We start from the raw sequence: 15,929 nt of genomic DNA, 5'->3' as shown, positions 1-15,929 counted from the left end.
GGGGGAAGCTTGGAAGGTGGAGCCATCCTCTCGCCAGGCGCGCTCCCCCTCAACTGTCAAACTCTGCAGAGCCCCCTCGGGTCCAACCCTGATCCCCGGACAGAGGGCGCTTCATTCCCACCGGAGCGCCTCGACCGGCTCCAGCGCCGCCGCCTTGCTGGCGGGAACCACCCCGAAGGTGACGCCGATGGCCGCGGCCAGCGCCCCGGACCCGCCGGCCGCCCACCACGGCATGGTGATGGCCGGCAATCCGGGCATCACAAGTCCAAGCAGATGCGCCAGCGCTCCGCCGAGCGCAATGCCCAGCAGGCCGCCCATCACGCCCAGCAGCAGCGCCTCCAGCAGGAACTGCAGGAGGATGTCGCGGCGTCGTGCGCCCAGGGCCTTGCTGATGCCGATCTCGCGCGTGCGCTCGGTCACCGACACCAGCATGATGTTCATGATGCCGATGCCCCCCACCAGCAACGACACGCCCACGACGCCGCCCATCACCAGGCTGATCGTCCGGGAGACGCCCTTGAGGCTCTTGGCCAGCTGGTCGGAGGCATCGACATCAAAGTCATCCGGCGTGCCGGGGGCGAGGCGGTGCGCATGGCGCAGCACCTGGCGCACCCGTTCCTTGGCACTGGCCATGTCCACCCCCGGCTTGAGCGACAGGTGCAGGGACAGGTCCACTTCCTGATCGCGCCCGAGCAGCGCCTGGCCGGTGCGATAGGGCACCAGCAGGAAGTCGTCCTGGGACATACCGAACAGCTCGCCGCGCCGCTCCATCACGCCGATCACCTTGAACCATTGGTCGCGCACCTTGACGAAGCTGCCGATGCCATCGCCGGGCAGCCGCAGGCTCTCGAGCAACTTGACGCCAATGACCGCCACGGCCCTCGCCTGCTGGTCGTCCCCGGGACTGAGGAAGCGGCCGTGCTGCACATACCGCTGATGCACGTCCTGATAGCTCGCGGTGGTGGCAATGACGTGGGCAAAGCGCTTGCGCGGACCCGCCTCCACATCGGTGGACGCGGCCACGAACAGCGGGCTGATGTCCCGCAGCATCTCCACATGGGCGTTGAGCTGGGCCACGTCCTCGAACGGCAGTCGCTTGAGCTCGCCGCGCAGATGGTCTTCATAGGCATTGCGCGCCCGCACGGTCAGTGCCTGACTGCCCAGCCCCTCGAACTGCTGCGTGACGCTGCGGCCCATCGCCTCCACCAGCGCCACGGTGGCAATCACCGACGCCACGCCGATGATGATGCCCAGCATCGTCAGCAGGCTGCGCATGCGATGCGCCTGCAGGGCGGCCACGGCCAGGCGCAGGGTTTCCAGGGTGGCGGTCATGACAGCACCTCATCGGCAGTGACCCGCCCATCCATCAAGCGGACCATGCGTCGGCAACGCTGGGCCACATCCAGTTCATGGGTGACCATGACCACGGTGGCGCCTTGTTCATGGAGGCCATCGAACAGTGTCAGGATTTCCTCACCGGTGGACGAGTCGAGGTTGCCGGTGGGTTCATCGGCCAACAGGATGGCCGGCTCGCCGACCAGCGCCCGGGCGATCGCCACCCGCTGCCGCTGGCCGCCGGACAGCTGGTTGGGATGGTGGTCCGCCCGGTTGCTCATGCCGACGCGCGCCAGCGCCGCCAGGGCACGGTCCCGCCGCTCACCGGCCGGCACGCCGCGGAAGATCAGCGGATAAGCGACGTTTTCCCAGGCGCGCAGCCGTGGCATGAGGTGGAAGCTCTGGAAGACGAAGCCGATGTCCCGGTTGCGCACCAGGGCGGCGTCGTCTCCGCCCAGACCCTGCACTTCGCGACCCGCCAGCACATACCGCCCCGCGCTGGGCCGGTCCAGGCAGCCCAGGATGGACAGCAGCGTGCTCTTGCCCGAGCCCGAGGTGCCCATGATGGCCACCGACTCGCCCCGCTCGATGCGCACGGAGATGCCGCGCAGCGCCTGTACGTCCTGGTCGCCGACGCGATACGCCTTGGTGATGTCCTGCAGCTCGATCATGATCGCGCCTCCCCGGCCTGGCCTTGTGCATCGCCCCGCGCGGTGTCCCTGGTGCCCGCTTTCCCGCCATCCTCCCGCACGCTGTCGCCATTGACCAGCTCGCGCAGCAGACGTGACGGCCCCGTCACCACCCGGTCCTGCGGCCTGAGGCCGCTCAGCACCTGCTGGTAGGTGTCGTCACTCAGGCCCAGTCGCACATCCCGCCGTTCCACCCGGCCGCCGTTGACGACCCACACCTGCCCTGCACCGTCGGCGGCGCCACGCCCGGCCTCGCGTGCGGCACCCGCCTCGGAAGCGCTGCTGCCATCGGTGAGCACGGCCTGCAGCGGAATGGCGAGCGTCGGCGCCAGGCCGCTGCTGAACAGCTCCACCCGGCAGGTCATGCCGGTGCGCAGCGCATCCGCGTTGCCCGCCAGCTGCACACGCACCAGGTAGCTGCGCTGCTGAGCGCCAGCCTTGGGCGCCAGGCCCACGCTGAGCACCCGGCCCTCCAGCCCTGCGCTGCTCTTCGCGGCCGGATGCACACGGGCCCGCTGCCCGACGCTGACACTGCTGATCTCCGACTCATCCACCTGCACTTCCGCCACCATGGCCGAGGTGTCGGCGATGCTCATCAGCTGCGACCCCGGGATGCCGCCGGTGCTGGGAATGGCGGTCTCGCCGACACGAATGGGCACCGCCACCACCGTCCCGGTCAGCGGGGAGCGCACCTCCGTCTTGCCCAGGTGCTGCTGCGCAATGCTGAGCTGGGCCAGCGCCTGCCGGCGGTTCTCGTGGCTGGCCCGCAGGTCCACCTGAGCGCTGCGCAGCTTGTGGCGGGCTTCGTCCAGTGCCGCAGGGCCGACAAACTGCGAACGCGCCAGTTCTTCGGTGCGGCCAAATTCCCGGGTCAGCGTCTCCACCTTGAGCTGCATTTGCTCGATCTGGATGTCGCTGGCGCTGAGGCGTGCCTGGTTCTGCTCCACCTCGGCGCGGAGTGCGCTGGCATCCAGCGTCAGCAGCAACTGCCCCTGCTGCACATGCTCGCCTTCATGCACCAGCACCTGGGCCACGCGGCCGATCACCTCGCTCGACAGCGGCACCTCCCGCACATAGGCGAGTTGCCCGCTGGACAGGATCATCGGCTGGACGACCCGCTCGGCCACCGTCTCGGCCTGGACCGTCCGCGCCGGACTCGACCCGCTGACCCGCAGGCCGATGGTGCCGAGGGTGAGTGCGGCCAGGACCGCGATCTGCAGGCTGCGGCGGTTCATGATGCGATGGCCAGTGCCCAGGCCCCGTAGATGAACAGGAACGGACCGGCGGCCCACAGGGTGGCCGCCACGGGGCCCACCCCCTTGAGCTGGCGGCAGGCCACCGCGGTGATGGCAATGGTCCACAGCAACATCAGGTCGAGCGCGCCGGCCCAGGTGGCGTAGGGATGGTCCGGCGGCAGATGCAGCAGCGCGTTCAGGGAGGTCAGGCTCACCGCCTGCGGCATCAGATGGGAGACATCGGTGACGCTGAAGTAGATCAGCGACACGCCCAGGCTGAGCACCGAGGGCAACATGGACCAGAGCTGAACGGCCATCCAGGTGAGCAGCGGCACGTCCCCCTGCTCGATCAGCCGGGCGCTGAGGTGATGGTAGAGCGCACGGATGAATTCGATGGCCAGCATCATCAGCAGCCCGCCCACCACCACCGAAGCGGTCATGATGCCGGGGGTCATCTGGCCCAGGCCCATCCGCACGCCATCGGCCTTGGCACCGGGGTTGCGGCGCAGCGTGTCCTGCACCATCTGCTCCAGCATCCAGCCGAAGTCCACATGCTGGTAGTACCAGGCCCACAGCAGGGTGAAGAGCACGAGATAGGCCAGCAGCGGCACCCAGAGGGTGCGTCGCCGCTGGGCGATCACCGGCATGGCGCGTTGCGGTGAGAAGAGCGTGTCCAGGAACAGGCTGGGCGCGCTGGCGCCCGCGGCTGGACCGCCCTGAGGCAGGGAGGCGGTGTTCATGCTGAATCTCCCCGACGTTGCTTCAGGCCGATCAGCCCGATGATGAGAAACACCAGCCAGGGGGCATAGAAGCCGGTCCAGGCGGCCCCCAGTTGCAGGACGCCCAGCAGGTACATGAGCAGATGCAGGGCCAGCACGATGCTGAGTCCGACACCGCCCATCAGGGCAAAGGCTTTTGCGCGCTTGTGGTCCATGAGGTTCTCCTTGGTCAGATCACGACGGATTGGCTGTTGAAATAGGCGTCAAGATTGCGCGGCGCCCAGCGCTCGTTGTTGCTCACCGCATCGGCGGCCAGCTGGCTGCCCCAGAAGTGCTGCCCGAGCCGGCAGAACACCAGCTCCTGGTCGATGCCCAGGCCTGCGCGGTTGTGCACCAGATGGATCACCGCCCCCAGTCGCAGGGCGCTGGGATTGGTCAGTTCGCCACGTTCATCCCGGCGCATCTGGCCCGCCAGCTGCTGGCGGTGGCCGGGCATCGCCCCCGCGAACAGCTGCGCCAGGCTGGGCGGCAGCGACGCGGCCACCTCCTCCACGCGGTCATGGCTCAGGAGGAAGTCGAGCAGACGCGGTGCAAGGGTGTCGGCGGTGCGGCGGCAGTCCTCCTGCATCGCGTCGTCGACGCTGAAGAACCGCACCCACTGTCGTTCGATGAAGCAGCTGGCGTAATGCAGCTCCACCGGGCGCAGACCTGCGCCGCGCAGCAGTTCGAAGAGGTAGAGCCGCCAAAACTGGCGTTCCACCCGTAGGGATGGGCGCAGCGCCTTCACCGCCATCAACAGAGCGCTGGACCCATCGGCCCAGGCGGTCCAGTCGTCGTAGGCCTCGGCATCCTCGAAGAGTGAGACCTCCTCCTCGCGGCGCAGCCAGTGCTGGTGGCCGGAGGGCATCGCATCCGGCTGCTGGCTGATGCGCTCATGCAGACGCAGTGCGAAGCCGCCCAGCGGCAGCTCGCCGCCGGGGGCCGCACCCGCATCGCCTTGTGCGCGCAGCGCTTCTTCAAGGCCAGCGCTGAGGGCGTTCAGGTCACCCCCGGCCGCGAGTCGCAGCTTGACGCGCCAGTGATAGCCCTGCAGCGAATACCGCATCAGCTCGCAGCGCTCGAACAGTCCCTGCCTCCGCAGCTGCTCCACCACCGGCACGATCCGGGTGCGCAGCGGCAGGTCACCGGACTCGATTTCTCCAGGCGCGGCGCCGTAGTGCAGACGCCATTCAAGAAAGGCTTGATGCATGTCCATGAGACTCTCCGGGTAGACGGGTAGGCGGTTGTGGCGGGGGTGGCCGTTGCGGGTCTGGCTCGACGTGGAGGGCGGTGCCTTGCCACGCCGGTCAGTGCCGGGACGCCAGCGCGTCCACCGCCACCATCACCGCCGGGAACTCGGTGCTCTGCTGCATGCCGCAGGCGGTCTCCAGCACCTCGTCGTTGAAGTCGGACCACGGGCGCACCTGCAGGCCCAGGGACGGCGCCAGCCACTGCAGGCTGGCCAGCAGGGCACCGGCGTCGAAGTGCACGTAGCGGTAGGCCGTGTTCATGTACTTCGATTCGAGGCGGGCGTGGGCTGCACTGATCACCACCACTGCGGCGGGCCCGTCGCTGGCGGACTCGTCGCTGCGCCCGCCGGCGGTGCCAGTGACCTCCGGACGGTCCTGCCACAGCGCTTCCAGGGCGGGTGTCAGCTCCGACTGGAATTGCAGCTCACCATTCGGATTGAACAGGTAGACGCCGGGTGCGAGCGTGTCCAGGCGGCGGTTGAGCAGGTACAGGTTCTGTGACGCCATGCCACCCGCGGACGGGGTGAAGCGAAAGCCCATCTCCCACTGCTCCGCGACCCGACTGGTGCGTCGACCCGCGGCCAGCTGGATGAGCTGCGTGACCGCCTGGCCCACGGATGCGGGCCCCTCGCCCACGGCCTGGCCCGCCGGTTTCAGCATCGGCTGCGGCCACTGGGTGATGTCGTCCAGCTTGCGCGCGGCGCCGCCGCTGAGCGTCTTGAAGGCCCCAGCCACGGTGCGGCGGTTGGCGTCCGCATAGTGCAGTCGATGGCCCTTGGGCACCATCTGGAACGGTTGATGCACGGTGTGCGCGTGATAGAACCAGGGCAGCCAGGCGCCATCGTCCAGCGCCGGACGGGCACGCTCGCACTGCGGGCAGGCATGGTGCCGATAGCTGGCGAGTGCGTGGAACCGGAGGCTGGCGGCGTCCAGATGCTCAACCTGCTCCACGCACTGCATCGGCACGAACTTGCTGAGCATGCTGAAGATCATGGTGATGGCGCGTTCGGTCGCGATCTGCACCAGGGTGTCGTCCATCGCGCCGTCGACCTGCAGCAGGCCGCTCCGGTCCGCACAGGCCGCGCAGGACGAGTGCGCCCGTACGACGCCGGGGCCCAGCCGCACGCCCGCGCCGAGCACCGCATAAAACGCGTTCCGCCCCAGCGCATGGGCATTGAGCGCGAGCACCGGGGCCCGTTCCGCCGTGTGTTGCAGCAGCACGGCGAGGTCCACCTCATGGACGGCGGAGTCGGGCTGTTCCGCCAGCCATGCCCCGGGGAAGGCGTCCTCCACCTGCACACGCAGCCCCTCGTCCGCCAAAGCCTTCACCTGGGCCCGCAGTGCAGCGGACGGCGACACGACGTGCACAGCGCCCAGTCCCAGCGCCTTCAGCCCCTGCACCAGCATGGGCACCTGCGGGCTGTCTCCCAGCAACAGCAGCCGCTGCGCCTGCATGTGGGCCATCAGCGCCTGACGATGCGCATAGACGCGGGTCACGTCGATATAGCGGCTGAGCCAGTGCCCCACCTCGCGGGCCTGCGGCCGTTGACGCAACGGCAGAGGCAACGCGGGCATTGCGCCCTCCTCGATGACGCCGCGCATGAAGAGCAGCGACACCGCATCGTCGATCACCCGGGGCGGAAGATGCGGCAGATCTTCGTGCAACTGCTCCAGGGTGTGGCTGCCATCGAGCAGCGGCAGCAGGTCGGGCAGCACACGGCTGACGGCCGGTCCGCGCAGGGTCACCGGTTGGGCCCCGCCGATCAACACCAGCATCTGCTGGCTGTACCACAGCGGGGTCAGCGCCTGCGGCAGCTTGGGCCGCAGCGGCAGGCCCATCTGCGGGTCCAGCGCCAGGGTCTGGCTGATGGTGAGCGTGGCGCCGGGCGCCGGGGCGGCCGCGCCGTGACTGTCGTTCCGCGACGCGGCGCGGGGCTCCAGGGTGGTGGCTTCACTCATGGCTCGTCCTCAAGGTTGCAGCAGCAGGTCCAGCGGATGGGCACGCAGCCCGCGCTGGTCTTCCAGGTGGCGCATCAGGCAATAGGCCAGGCGGCCTTCATTGCCCACATGCACCCCCAGCCGGTTGTTCAGCATGTGCAGGTAGTTGGGCAGAATCTCCAGCAGGGTGCAGGGCCGCGAGGCCATGCCGCCCAGCACATCGGGCGAGGCCTGGCGCAGCCAGCCCGGCACCAGCAGACGGCCGGTTTCCTCCAGCGCGGACAAGGTCATCACATCCGCCTGGATCTGCGCCGTCCAGGCGGCCACCAGGGCCCGCCACGACGGATGCTGCCGGGCCCAGGCGCTGTCCGCGACCGCCTCGGCCTGCCCATCCCCGAGGCAGTGCAGCAGTAAAGCCTTGTGACGCTGGTACAGCGGCTCCAGCGCATCCACCGGCGCCTGACCCCCACTGGCATTGCGCCACCAATAGCGGTAGTAGCCGCTGCACAGGCTGCTGGTGTCCTGCTCATTGAGCCCCGCGCCGGCCAGGGTGGCGTGCATCAGCACGATGGCGAGTTGCGACCGCATGGCCCCACGTTCCGCTGCGGGCAGCGCGGCCAGCCGTTGCAGCAGCTGCAGCACCAGCGCCGAGCTGGCGTGGAAATGCTGCTCGGCCCAGTAGTTGCCCAGCGGGCCGCCGTACTTCTCCAGTTCCGGCGCATAGGCGGCGAGCTTCCAGCGGGTGCCGGCAGGCCGCAGGGCCCGAAGCAGCCGCAGGAGCTGCTGACGTGCCTGCTGCCGCGGCCCGTCGTCCGCGGCAAAGACACGCAGCCGCAGGTGATAGCCATCCTCGTGGTAGCGGATGAAGAAGCTGCGCAGTCCCTGCGCCTCCCACTGCGCGAACAGCGGTGCAAAGCGGCGGCTCAGCAGATCGTCCGCCCGGTCGGAGCGCTGCGTGGCGGGCTCGCCGTCATGGCCGATGAAGAGCTTGGCGAACACCCAGTGGGACGGGTCGCGGGCGCGCGGCCCATCGTTGTCGGACAGGGCGTCGGCCTTGGTGCCGGCAACCTCCCCGGCAGCCTGACCGGTGACAGCATCGACGACCGCACCATCGATGACCACCGTGTCGGTCGCCTCAGTGTTGAACGTGAACATGGACATTCCTCCAATGCGCCAGCGCGGCCTCGATGTCCTGGCGGACCCGTTGCTGCGTCGGATCATCCAGACGTTTGAAACTGTCACGGGCGAGCTGCTGGCACCAGCGGATCTCGTCGATGATCGACACCCCCAGCCGGTTGGCGCACAGGTGCAGCAGGCCCAGCAGCTGCATCGCCCACTGCGCCGTCGGCTGGGCACGCCAGGTCTGGATGTCCGCACCGTCGGGCGGCATCGGAGGGGTGGCGTCCCCCTGCGCATCGGCCTCGAACGGCACCTTCACCGCGATGACATCCAGCGGGCTGATGCCAAAGGTGTCCTGCCAGGTCCGGGCCAGGAAGGCCAGGCCGATGGCGCGCTGTGCATCATCCAGGCCGAGCCGCTGCGGCAGGCGCTCGGCATACAGTTGCCAGTAGCGCAGCCGCCAGCCCATCGGGGCCTGCCGGACGATCACCGCCAGGCTGTCGGCGGCCTCGCGCTGCAATTGGCCCTGCACGAGGTCGAACGGCCGCTGGGTGGCATAGACCGAAGCCTCGCCCTCCCGCCCGGCCCAGCCGATGTCGTGGGTGCCGGCGGCGCGGGTGTCGGCCAGCGTGCCGGTGCGCGCATTGAGCCGCCGACCCATTTCGGTCAGCCGCATCCGGTGCCCGAGCCGGTCCGGCTGCTGCCGGTGCAGCGCTGCGACGGCCTGCTCGATCATCGGTTGTGCCCGACGGGTCAGCGCCTCCTGGTCCCCCCAGACATGCAGGCGCAGATGCGAGCCGCGTTCGCTGTAGCGCATCCAGTGGATCCGCCAGTCGGGGTCCTCGGCATGCAGCGACGCCACCAGGGGCGGCAGCAGCTCGGCAGCGAAGCGCTCAAAGTGCGCATCGAACCAGGGGTCGTCGGCATCCCGCTCGTAGTAGAGGCAGCTGAGCAGCCAGCCCTGCCGGCCCCAGTGCGCCTCGGCTTCCGCGCCCGGCGCGGCACCGGAGGCGCTGCCGTGCAGATCGGTGCTCATGCTGCGCCCCCCCGCCATTGCGTCAGTTCCACCTGCAGCTCGAAGGCCAGCGGCCCATCGCCGAGATCGATCGGGCTGCAGCCCAGGTCCGGCAGCGCCTCTTCGAAGATCAACGTCTCCAGGTGATCGGTATCCAGCGCGCTGTGCCAGCTGCGCAGGGAGAGGTGGTTGTCGAAGTCGACATAGATCGGCTTGTGATCGCTGGAACGCCCGCCCTGCCCCGCCGGCCGCTTGACCCGAACGAACATCCGCGCCGGCAGGCCGTGTTGCGCGCGCCAGTCCCGGAAGGCGGAAAAGAGCGCGAAGTCGCCTTCGCTGCGCCGCACGGCGGGCAGGTGCATCGTCCCCATGGCCCAGCTCTCGCGCTGCACCACGATGCGGCCAAAACGCAGGCGCGGATAGTGACGCACCTGCGCCTTCAGCGCCTCGTCCTTGCCGGCGGCCAGCAGGCCTTCGCGGTAATCCACGGGGCGGTTGCGCTCCGCGTGGTACGTGAAGGGCACGCCATCAACCAGCACCCGGTGCGTCATTGGCAGCGCCAGCGAGTGGAAGAAGCCCATGTACATCGGGATGACACGTTCGCCGTGATGGCGGTAGATCAGCTCGTCCGTGTCGGGGTCGTGCTCCAGGCTGACGTCGCTGGCGTCCAGCGCGAGCGGCCGGTCGCTGCGCTCACCCGCCAGCACCAGCACGCGGTCGGTGAGCGGCGGATGGACCTGGGCGTTGTGGGCCAGCACCGATTGCAGCTCCACCACAGGCGCGCCGGCCTGTTCCTGCAACCGCTGCAGCTGCTCGTGAATGTCACGGTCCCAGCCAGCATCCGGCAACAGGTCGCAGTAGCGGGTAAAGAAGCGTCCAAAGCCGGGCAGCGTGTAGTTCAGCACCGCGAGATAGTCGCCTCGATCCATGGCCTCGGCGTCAGTCGCCGCCAGCTGCAGGTGCACGGCCGCAGACCGGGCCGCCGGTGTGGCGGGGCCGCCGGCCTCGGCACTGAATTCGTCCACCCACTGCTGCAGCTCCTCCTGCGGGATCACCAGCTCGCGTCCCGCCCCTTCCATGCGCGCCAGCAACCGGTCCATGTAGCGCTGGCCCAGGGCATTGGCCTTGGCCGCGCGGCTGAAGATCGCAGTGTCGGTCAGCGGGACGCCGAACAGCGTCCTGGCATAGGACGAGGCCAGCTGATGGAGGTTGGCGCAGCGTCCGCCCACCCCGTGCAGATGCACGAAGATGTCCTTGAACAGCTGGAGGTTGACGCCTTCGCGGTCCCGCACGGCAAACAGCTGCAGCAGCAGGTTGAGCTGCGTCCCCACCTCCTGCACCCACTCCTGCCCCAGCTCCACTTCCAGGCCGGCCAGGCCACTGTCTTCCACCACCAGCGCGGGCAGTGGCGCATGGGCATCGGCCCCCAGCGCACTGCTCTGCGCCTGCACCTGCTCCAGGATCTGGCGACGGCCCTCCACGCCCTGGTCCGCGAACGCCTGGCCCCACTGCTCCAGCTGGCGCAGCGGCTGGCTCCAGCGTTCGTGGCCATGGCCCAGGTGCCGGCCCAGTGCATCGGCGGCGGCACTGAGCTGCGACAGCCGGTCGGTAGGCTGCCCCAGTTCCCGCACCAGCAGACCCGAGCCGGTAAGGCTGGTCACGCCCTGGCTGAGCTTGCGGCGCGCGGCCTCATCCAGACCGTGGGCATCGGCGACCGCCGCCACCAGCGCCGCATGCGGCAGCGGCGCGGGATGGTCCTTCAGATACTCGACGATCTGCGCCATCCAAGGCAGCAGCGGACCGCGCCGCAGCCGGGTGTAGGGCGTGCTGCCATCTCGACCCGACGGGTCGTAGAAGCACAACTGCGGCCCCTCGATGAATGCGGTGGGATTGAGCCGCAGCGGCAGGCTGGCGGCCACCTCCGGCACTTCACTGACCGAATGCATGATCCGGGCACACAGGGCCAGGTTGAGATGGGACTTGGCGGTGAGGCGCGGCGCCTTCAGCCGGACGTTCATGCGCTCGCGGCGCTGGGGATTCACCCGTCCCGCGGCCACCAGGCCCCAGCGGCCGAACGGACTGGTCTTGGCCACCATGCGTGAGTAATACCGCATGGCAGTGGCCTCGGTCTGCCGCTCGGACTTGGCCCACTCCCGCGCCGGCTTGCTCACCAGCGAGCGCACATTGCGTGCCAGCGTCGGCGAGTTCAGTTGCACCGCCTTGACGAAGTCGTCACGGCGCAAATAACCCCGCAGCGCATCCCGCTGATGCTCCAGCTCCCGGTCGAAGACCTGGGTGGCGCGCTCCCGCAACTGCTTGATGCGCTGCAGGCGCCGGGCATACCGCAGGGCCAGCCGGCGCTGGGTCTCGTCCGCGATTTCACTCAGGCAGGCCAGCTCCCCGGCGCGCGGTGCGGCGGCATTGAAGTACTTGCGCTTGAGGGCCACCAGCTGGCTGCGCAGCGGCCCATCGACGCCTGCGGCCGCCTGGAAGAGCACCCGGTCGCAGACCTCGTCCCGATGGGCCTCCAGCCAGCGCTGCACCGCGGCAAAGCGGTCCAGGGCGCGCAGCGTCCGCTGAAAACGCAGGGCCTCGTGACCGTGGCTGCCTTGCCCGGCCAGGCGCACCAGGACCGGCGCGCTAAATTGCCATTGCATCGACATGATTCCTCTCCTCTCAGCGTCAGATCTCGATGCCGAAGTGGCGGACGATCTGCTGGGTGACCAGCCAGAACTCGCGCACCATCACGGCGATGTAGGTGGTGGTCCAGCCCAGGGCGACCACGGCGTAGGCGATGTACTGGGCGCGCCGGGCAGCGGTCCGGGCCAGCGGGGCGGCCATGCCCTGGGCTTCGGCGTCGCGGGAGCGTTGGGTCCAGCCGCCCAGGAGGTAGCGGAAGGCATGGCGGCGCAGGTTGGGCTGCTCCAGCCAGTCGGCCATGATCCAGTAGCCGTCCATGCGGACGAGGAAGGGATTCAGGCTGACCAGGAACAGCGAGAGCGACAGGCCGGAATACGCCAGCACCACCCGCGCCGGCCAGCCGCCCGGCTCCAGCAGCGGATACACCGCCATGCTCAGGCCGAAGGACATGATGTTGACCATCGGCCCGGCAAAGGAGACGAACATGCGGCGGTAGCGGCTGGGGATGGTGTAGGCGTCCGTCGTGTCGGTGTAGACGATGGGCAGCACGCCCCACATCAGGCCGATGCCGAAACCTCGCGTGCGGGCGCCCATCGCGCGGCACGCCAGCGCATGGGCCAGCTCATGCAGCGACATCTCCACCAGCAGCACGGCGGGCAGCAGCACGAAGATCACGTCGGCCATGGTGAAGGTCAGCTGCTTGAGCGGCGCCAGCAGGCCCCCACCGGGCGGGATCATGAACAGGTGAACCACGGCGGACAGCATCAGCAGCAGCGCCAGCGTTTTTGTTGCCGGATTGAGCCACCAGCGGCGATGCCCCTGCAGCCAGTCCAGCAGACCATCCGCACTCAGCGGTGCGCCATACAGGCCCAGCCGCTCCCGCATCGTGGCGGCCTCCCGCTGTGGACCCGCCACCCAGGTACCGGTCTCGATCAGACGGTTGTGGGCGCACATGTCGATGAACTGGCACAGCTTGTCGAGGCTGAAGTCCAGCTGCCAGCGCTGCCGCAGGGCCGCCTGCAGTTCGGCCGGGGTGCGCTCGCCATCCAGCAGCTCGAAGAGCCGCACGCCGGCCAGTCCGGTGACCAGGTAGCAGGTCTGGTCGGCGTCCCGCAGGACATAACGGGCCCGGGCGCCAGTCACCTGGCCGTACAGGCTGTGCAGGCTGCCAGCAGCGGCGCGCGGACGCTGCCGCTGGCGCTCGTCCAGGCTGGCGTCCGCCTCGACGGCATCCACCGCCTCCGGAACTCCGGCGGACTGGGCAGGCAAAACGGCGCTCATGACGTCACCTCATGCAGCACCGCCAGACATTCCTGGGTGTAGTGCCCCAGCGCAAAGGCGTTGAGGACGCTGGCATGGAAGCCATCCAGTCCCAACCAGTGTTCGATCTCCCCCTGCACCAGTGACCCGGTGACGCAACTGGCCATGTTGAGCGAGGTAGCCGAGAGGTACATGCGCTGCACCTGCACGCCGTCCTCGATCAGCATGTAGCGGTAGCCCCGTTCGCCATAGCGTTCGATGGCGTCCTGCAGCGACCCGATCTGAAGGGCCAGCACGGGTGCCGCCCGGAACTCCGCCTGGAAGCAGTGCGCTTCCAGCAGCGCCGTCAGGGCCTGGCCGTCATCCGCACGGACCAGGCGCAGGGTCTGGGCTCGCTCGTCGTAGACGTAGGCCCCAGGGGTCAGGCCCTCCACGCGCTGCACCAGCAGCACCAGGCGGCACAGCGTGACGTGGCCGTTCCAGGCCGCCAGGTCCTGATGGGGCCGAGCCAGCGGCTGATAGTCGGGGTCGCTGACCTCGGCGGGATAGCTCAGGCGCAGGAAGGCGGCGAGTTCGTCCAGGGTCAGTGGCTGCGGTGCGTAGGTGCGCACGCTGCGGCGGCGCATGAAGGTCTGCGCCATGGTGAAGGGCTGCAGTGCGTGGCCACGGTCCCGCAGCTCGATGGGTGTTGCCTCGGACAGGCCGGGCACGGCCTGCTCCACCCACGCCGCCGGTGGGGTGGCGGGCCCCTCGCGACGGAACTGGCGCAGCCCGGGCTGGTTGCGCGTGGCCTCATGCACCCAGAGGCCGGCGCTTGCGCCTACCCCTTGTCGGAAGAAGAAATTGCTCATGGCATCCGGTCCTCGGGTTGGTGTCAGGGTTGGTGTCAGGGTGGGGGTCAGGGGGTGGCAGGCCCCGCCGCGGGGGCGGACGGGAGCTGTTCAGTCCACGCAGCGATCCAGCAGACGATCTCGGTGCGACCGTCCAGCCCCAGCAGGTTGTCCAGGGCTGCATCGTTCAGGTCCGCGCGGCAGCGCAGCAGGCGGTCGTCCTCGCGCGCCAGCGCCTGGAGGGACGCCAGCATCACGCCAGCGTCGTAGTGGGCGAAGCGGTAGGCCTTGCGGCCATACTTCGATTCGAGGCGGGCCAGCGCGGCGGTGGCGACAAAACCCACCTCGGCGCCGTCCAGCCATTCAAGTAGGCCGGCCTTCTGCGCGGCCTGCGCGGTAGCGACGCAAAAGGCTCGCCCATCGGGATGCAGGTAGTGCACGCCGGCGGTGGGGCGGTCGGTGTTCAGGTCCACCACGTAGAGCGACTGGGACGCGAGGCTGCCGGCAGAGGGCATCGCACGGGTGCGGCCGTGGATGGCGGAGGCAGAGTCGGCGGAGGCACCGTTGCCCATGCGTCCCTGCGGGACCTCCAGGGCCTCGTCCGCTGCCGCGCTCTGCCACAACACACTCTGCGTGGCCCAGAACAGCGCCCGCTGCAGCGCCTCATGGCGCGGTGGCCGCCCCAACCAGGCCTGCAGGTCCCAGCGCCAGTGCGGACCGTTGTAGGGCTTGCTTGCGCCCCGGACCTTTTCTTCCTGCGCGGGCTCATAGCTGAGCAGATGGGCCCGGCTGGTGCCCCGCACCGGCAGGTCCTGCGTGTGGCGGTGGTAGGCCGCCACGAAGCCGGCGCCAGACTGTTCCGGCGCATCCTGTGCCGCACAGCCGCAGGTCGGGCAGCAGGACCGGGCCGTCCAGCCCTCGGTCTGCCATGCCAGGCGTCGGGGGTCGATGCGCAGGCGGTTGAGGCGCCAGTGGCTGGTCAGCGCGTCGGCCAGCAGCATCTGCACCGCATGGGCTGCGGTGGACCCGGTGGTGGCATCCAGCCCATCCACCGAGGTGTCGGCAGCGGCCAGACGCAGGCAGGCGGCACACGGCGCAACGCCTTCGGGCACCACAGGACCGACCACCAGCACGCTGTCGCGGGACTGCAACGGGACCCACCGGCAGCCGCGGTCCGTCAGGGCCCGCTGCTGCCTGGCCGTCAGACGGCTCAGCGAGTGGGCGGTGAGCACCACCAGCACCGGCGCTGAGGCTGGGGTCATTGCGACTTCCGCCAGAAGATCGGAAGTGGGCGTCACGCGGCGCACGGTGAGCCCCAGGGAGGCGATCGCTTCATGCAGCGCCGCCATGCCGGTCACGGACCGTCCAACCGTCACGGCTGCATCCGCGCCGTCCTCAGCCGCCCCGCCCTCGTCCACCAGAAGAATCACCCCCTGCGCCAGCCGCGCGGCCGGTGCAACGCCACTGCTCAGCGACAGCTCGGTGCAATAGCGCTCGAAGAACTGGCCCTGCCGCCGACTGCGGGCATCGGGCAACGCCTGCAGGTCCGGCTGTTCCACCAGCAGGCCGCGGGCAAAGAGGAAGTGCATCAGGTCATCCACCACCGGCCGCAGGGACGGACCCGCGCTGCGGCCCAGCGACGGCAGATCCCGCCCTCGCCGCAGCAACGGCAGCAGGCTCGGCAGCAGCTCGGTCACGGACCGGCCATTGAGCAGGATCGGGGCAGTGCCGCCGACAAACGCCATCGAGCCCTGCGGCAGGCGCAGGCCGATCAGGTCGTCGGCAAAGGCCGGGCGCTGCGGCAGCGCCAGGTTGCGGTTCGCCGAGAACCGTTGGGACAGTCCGTGTGCGCGGAACATG

The 15,929-nt window shown here is 69.3% G+C and carries 13 protein-coding genes; all 13 read right to left on the bottom strand.

The genetic code is table 11. The features are described 5' to 3' along the window. Nucleotides 1–111: 111 nt before the first annotated feature. A complete protein-coding gene (locus tag FHS28_RS01225; protein WP_088449458.1) occupies nucleotides 112–1,332 on the bottom strand; it encodes an ABC transporter permease in 1,221 nt (406 codons plus the stop codon). Then, nucleotides 1,329–2,006, bottom strand: a complete 678-nt coding sequence (locus FHS28_RS01220; protein ID WP_088449459.1) for an ABC transporter ATP-binding protein — start codon at nucleotides 2,004–2,006, stop codon at nucleotides 1,329–1,331. Before FHS28_RS01220 ends, FHS28_RS01225 begins: the two co-directional genes overlap by 4 nt. After that, nucleotides 2,003–3,259, bottom strand: coding sequence for an efflux RND transporter periplasmic adaptor subunit (locus FHS28_RS01215; protein ID WP_088449460.1), 1,257 nt, complete (start codon nucleotides 3,257–3,259; stop codon nucleotides 2,003–2,005). Before FHS28_RS01215 ends, FHS28_RS01220 begins: the two co-directional genes overlap by 4 nt. After that, nucleotides 3,256–3,999 (bottom strand): YIP1 family protein, encoded by a 744-nt coding sequence (locus tag FHS28_RS01210; RefSeq protein WP_088449461.1) that lies wholly within the window; start codon nucleotides 3,997–3,999, stop codon nucleotides 3,256–3,258. Before FHS28_RS01210 ends, FHS28_RS01215 begins: the two co-directional genes overlap by 4 nt. Beyond that, nucleotides 3,996–4,193, bottom strand: a complete 198-nt coding sequence (locus tag FHS28_RS01205; protein WP_088449462.1) for a hypothetical protein — start codon at nucleotides 4,191–4,193, stop codon at nucleotides 3,996–3,998. Before FHS28_RS01205 ends, FHS28_RS01210 begins: the two co-directional genes overlap by 4 nt. Nucleotides 4,194–4,207: 14 nt before the next feature. Then, entirely contained in the window at nucleotides 4,208–5,233 is a 1,026-nt protein-coding gene (locus tag FHS28_RS01200) for a lantibiotic dehydratase C-terminal domain-containing protein (RefSeq protein WP_088449463.1), read from the bottom strand. A 91-nt stretch (nucleotides 5,234–5,324) separates the two neighbouring features. Continuing rightward, nucleotides 5,325–7,226 (bottom strand): nitroreductase family protein, encoded by a 1,902-nt coding sequence (locus tag FHS28_RS01195; protein WP_088449464.1) that lies wholly within the window; start codon nucleotides 7,224–7,226, stop codon nucleotides 5,325–5,327. Between the two features lie 9 nt (nucleotides 7,227–7,235). Next, the gene (locus FHS28_RS01190) at nucleotides 7,236–8,360 is read right to left on the bottom strand and encodes a thiopeptide-type bacteriocin biosynthesis protein (RefSeq protein WP_184293971.1); all 1,125 of its coding nucleotides are present in this window, start codon (nucleotides 8,358–8,360) and stop codon (nucleotides 7,236–7,238) included. Further along, nucleotides 8,341–9,360 carry a lantibiotic dehydratase C-terminal domain-containing protein gene (locus FHS28_RS01185; protein ID WP_184293969.1) on the bottom strand — a complete coding sequence of 340 codons (1,020 nt, stop codon included), beginning with the start codon at nucleotides 9,358–9,360 and terminating at the stop codon, nucleotides 8,341–8,343. The genes FHS28_RS01190 and FHS28_RS01185 overlap by 20 nt, the downstream gene beginning before the upstream one ends. Then, nucleotides 9,357–12,002, bottom strand: coding sequence for a lantibiotic dehydratase (locus FHS28_RS01180; RefSeq protein WP_088449467.1), 2,646 nt, complete (start codon nucleotides 12,000–12,002; stop codon nucleotides 9,357–9,359). The genes FHS28_RS01185 and FHS28_RS01180 overlap by 4 nt, the downstream gene beginning before the upstream one ends. A gap of 19 nt (nucleotides 12,003–12,021) precedes the next feature. Then, nucleotides 12,022–13,260, bottom strand: a complete 1,239-nt coding sequence (locus tag FHS28_RS01175) for a site-2 protease family protein (RefSeq protein ID WP_088449468.1) — start codon at nucleotides 13,258–13,260, stop codon at nucleotides 12,022–12,024. Then, nucleotides 13,257–14,090 carry a SagB family peptide dehydrogenase gene (locus FHS28_RS01170; protein WP_088449469.1) on the bottom strand — a complete coding sequence of 278 codons (834 nt, stop codon included), beginning with the start codon at nucleotides 14,088–14,090 and terminating at the stop codon, nucleotides 13,257–13,259. The genes FHS28_RS01175 and FHS28_RS01170 overlap by 4 nt, the downstream gene beginning before the upstream one ends. A gap of 47 nt (nucleotides 14,091–14,137) precedes the next feature. Continuing rightward, on the bottom strand, nucleotides 14,138–15,928 hold the full coding sequence (locus FHS28_RS01165) for a nitroreductase family protein (RefSeq protein WP_088449470.1): 1,791 nt from the start codon (nucleotides 15,926–15,928) through the stop codon (nucleotides 14,138–14,140). Nucleotide 15,929 lies beyond the last annotated feature (1 nt).

Source organism: Roseateles terrae (assembly GCF_014192155.1).
Lineage (GTDB): Bacteria > Pseudomonadota > Gammaproteobacteria > Burkholderiales > Burkholderiaceae_C > Roseateles > Roseateles terrae.
The sequence above is the reverse complement of the archived record's forward strand: the minus strand, read 5'-3'. Positions and strand labels throughout refer to the sequence as shown.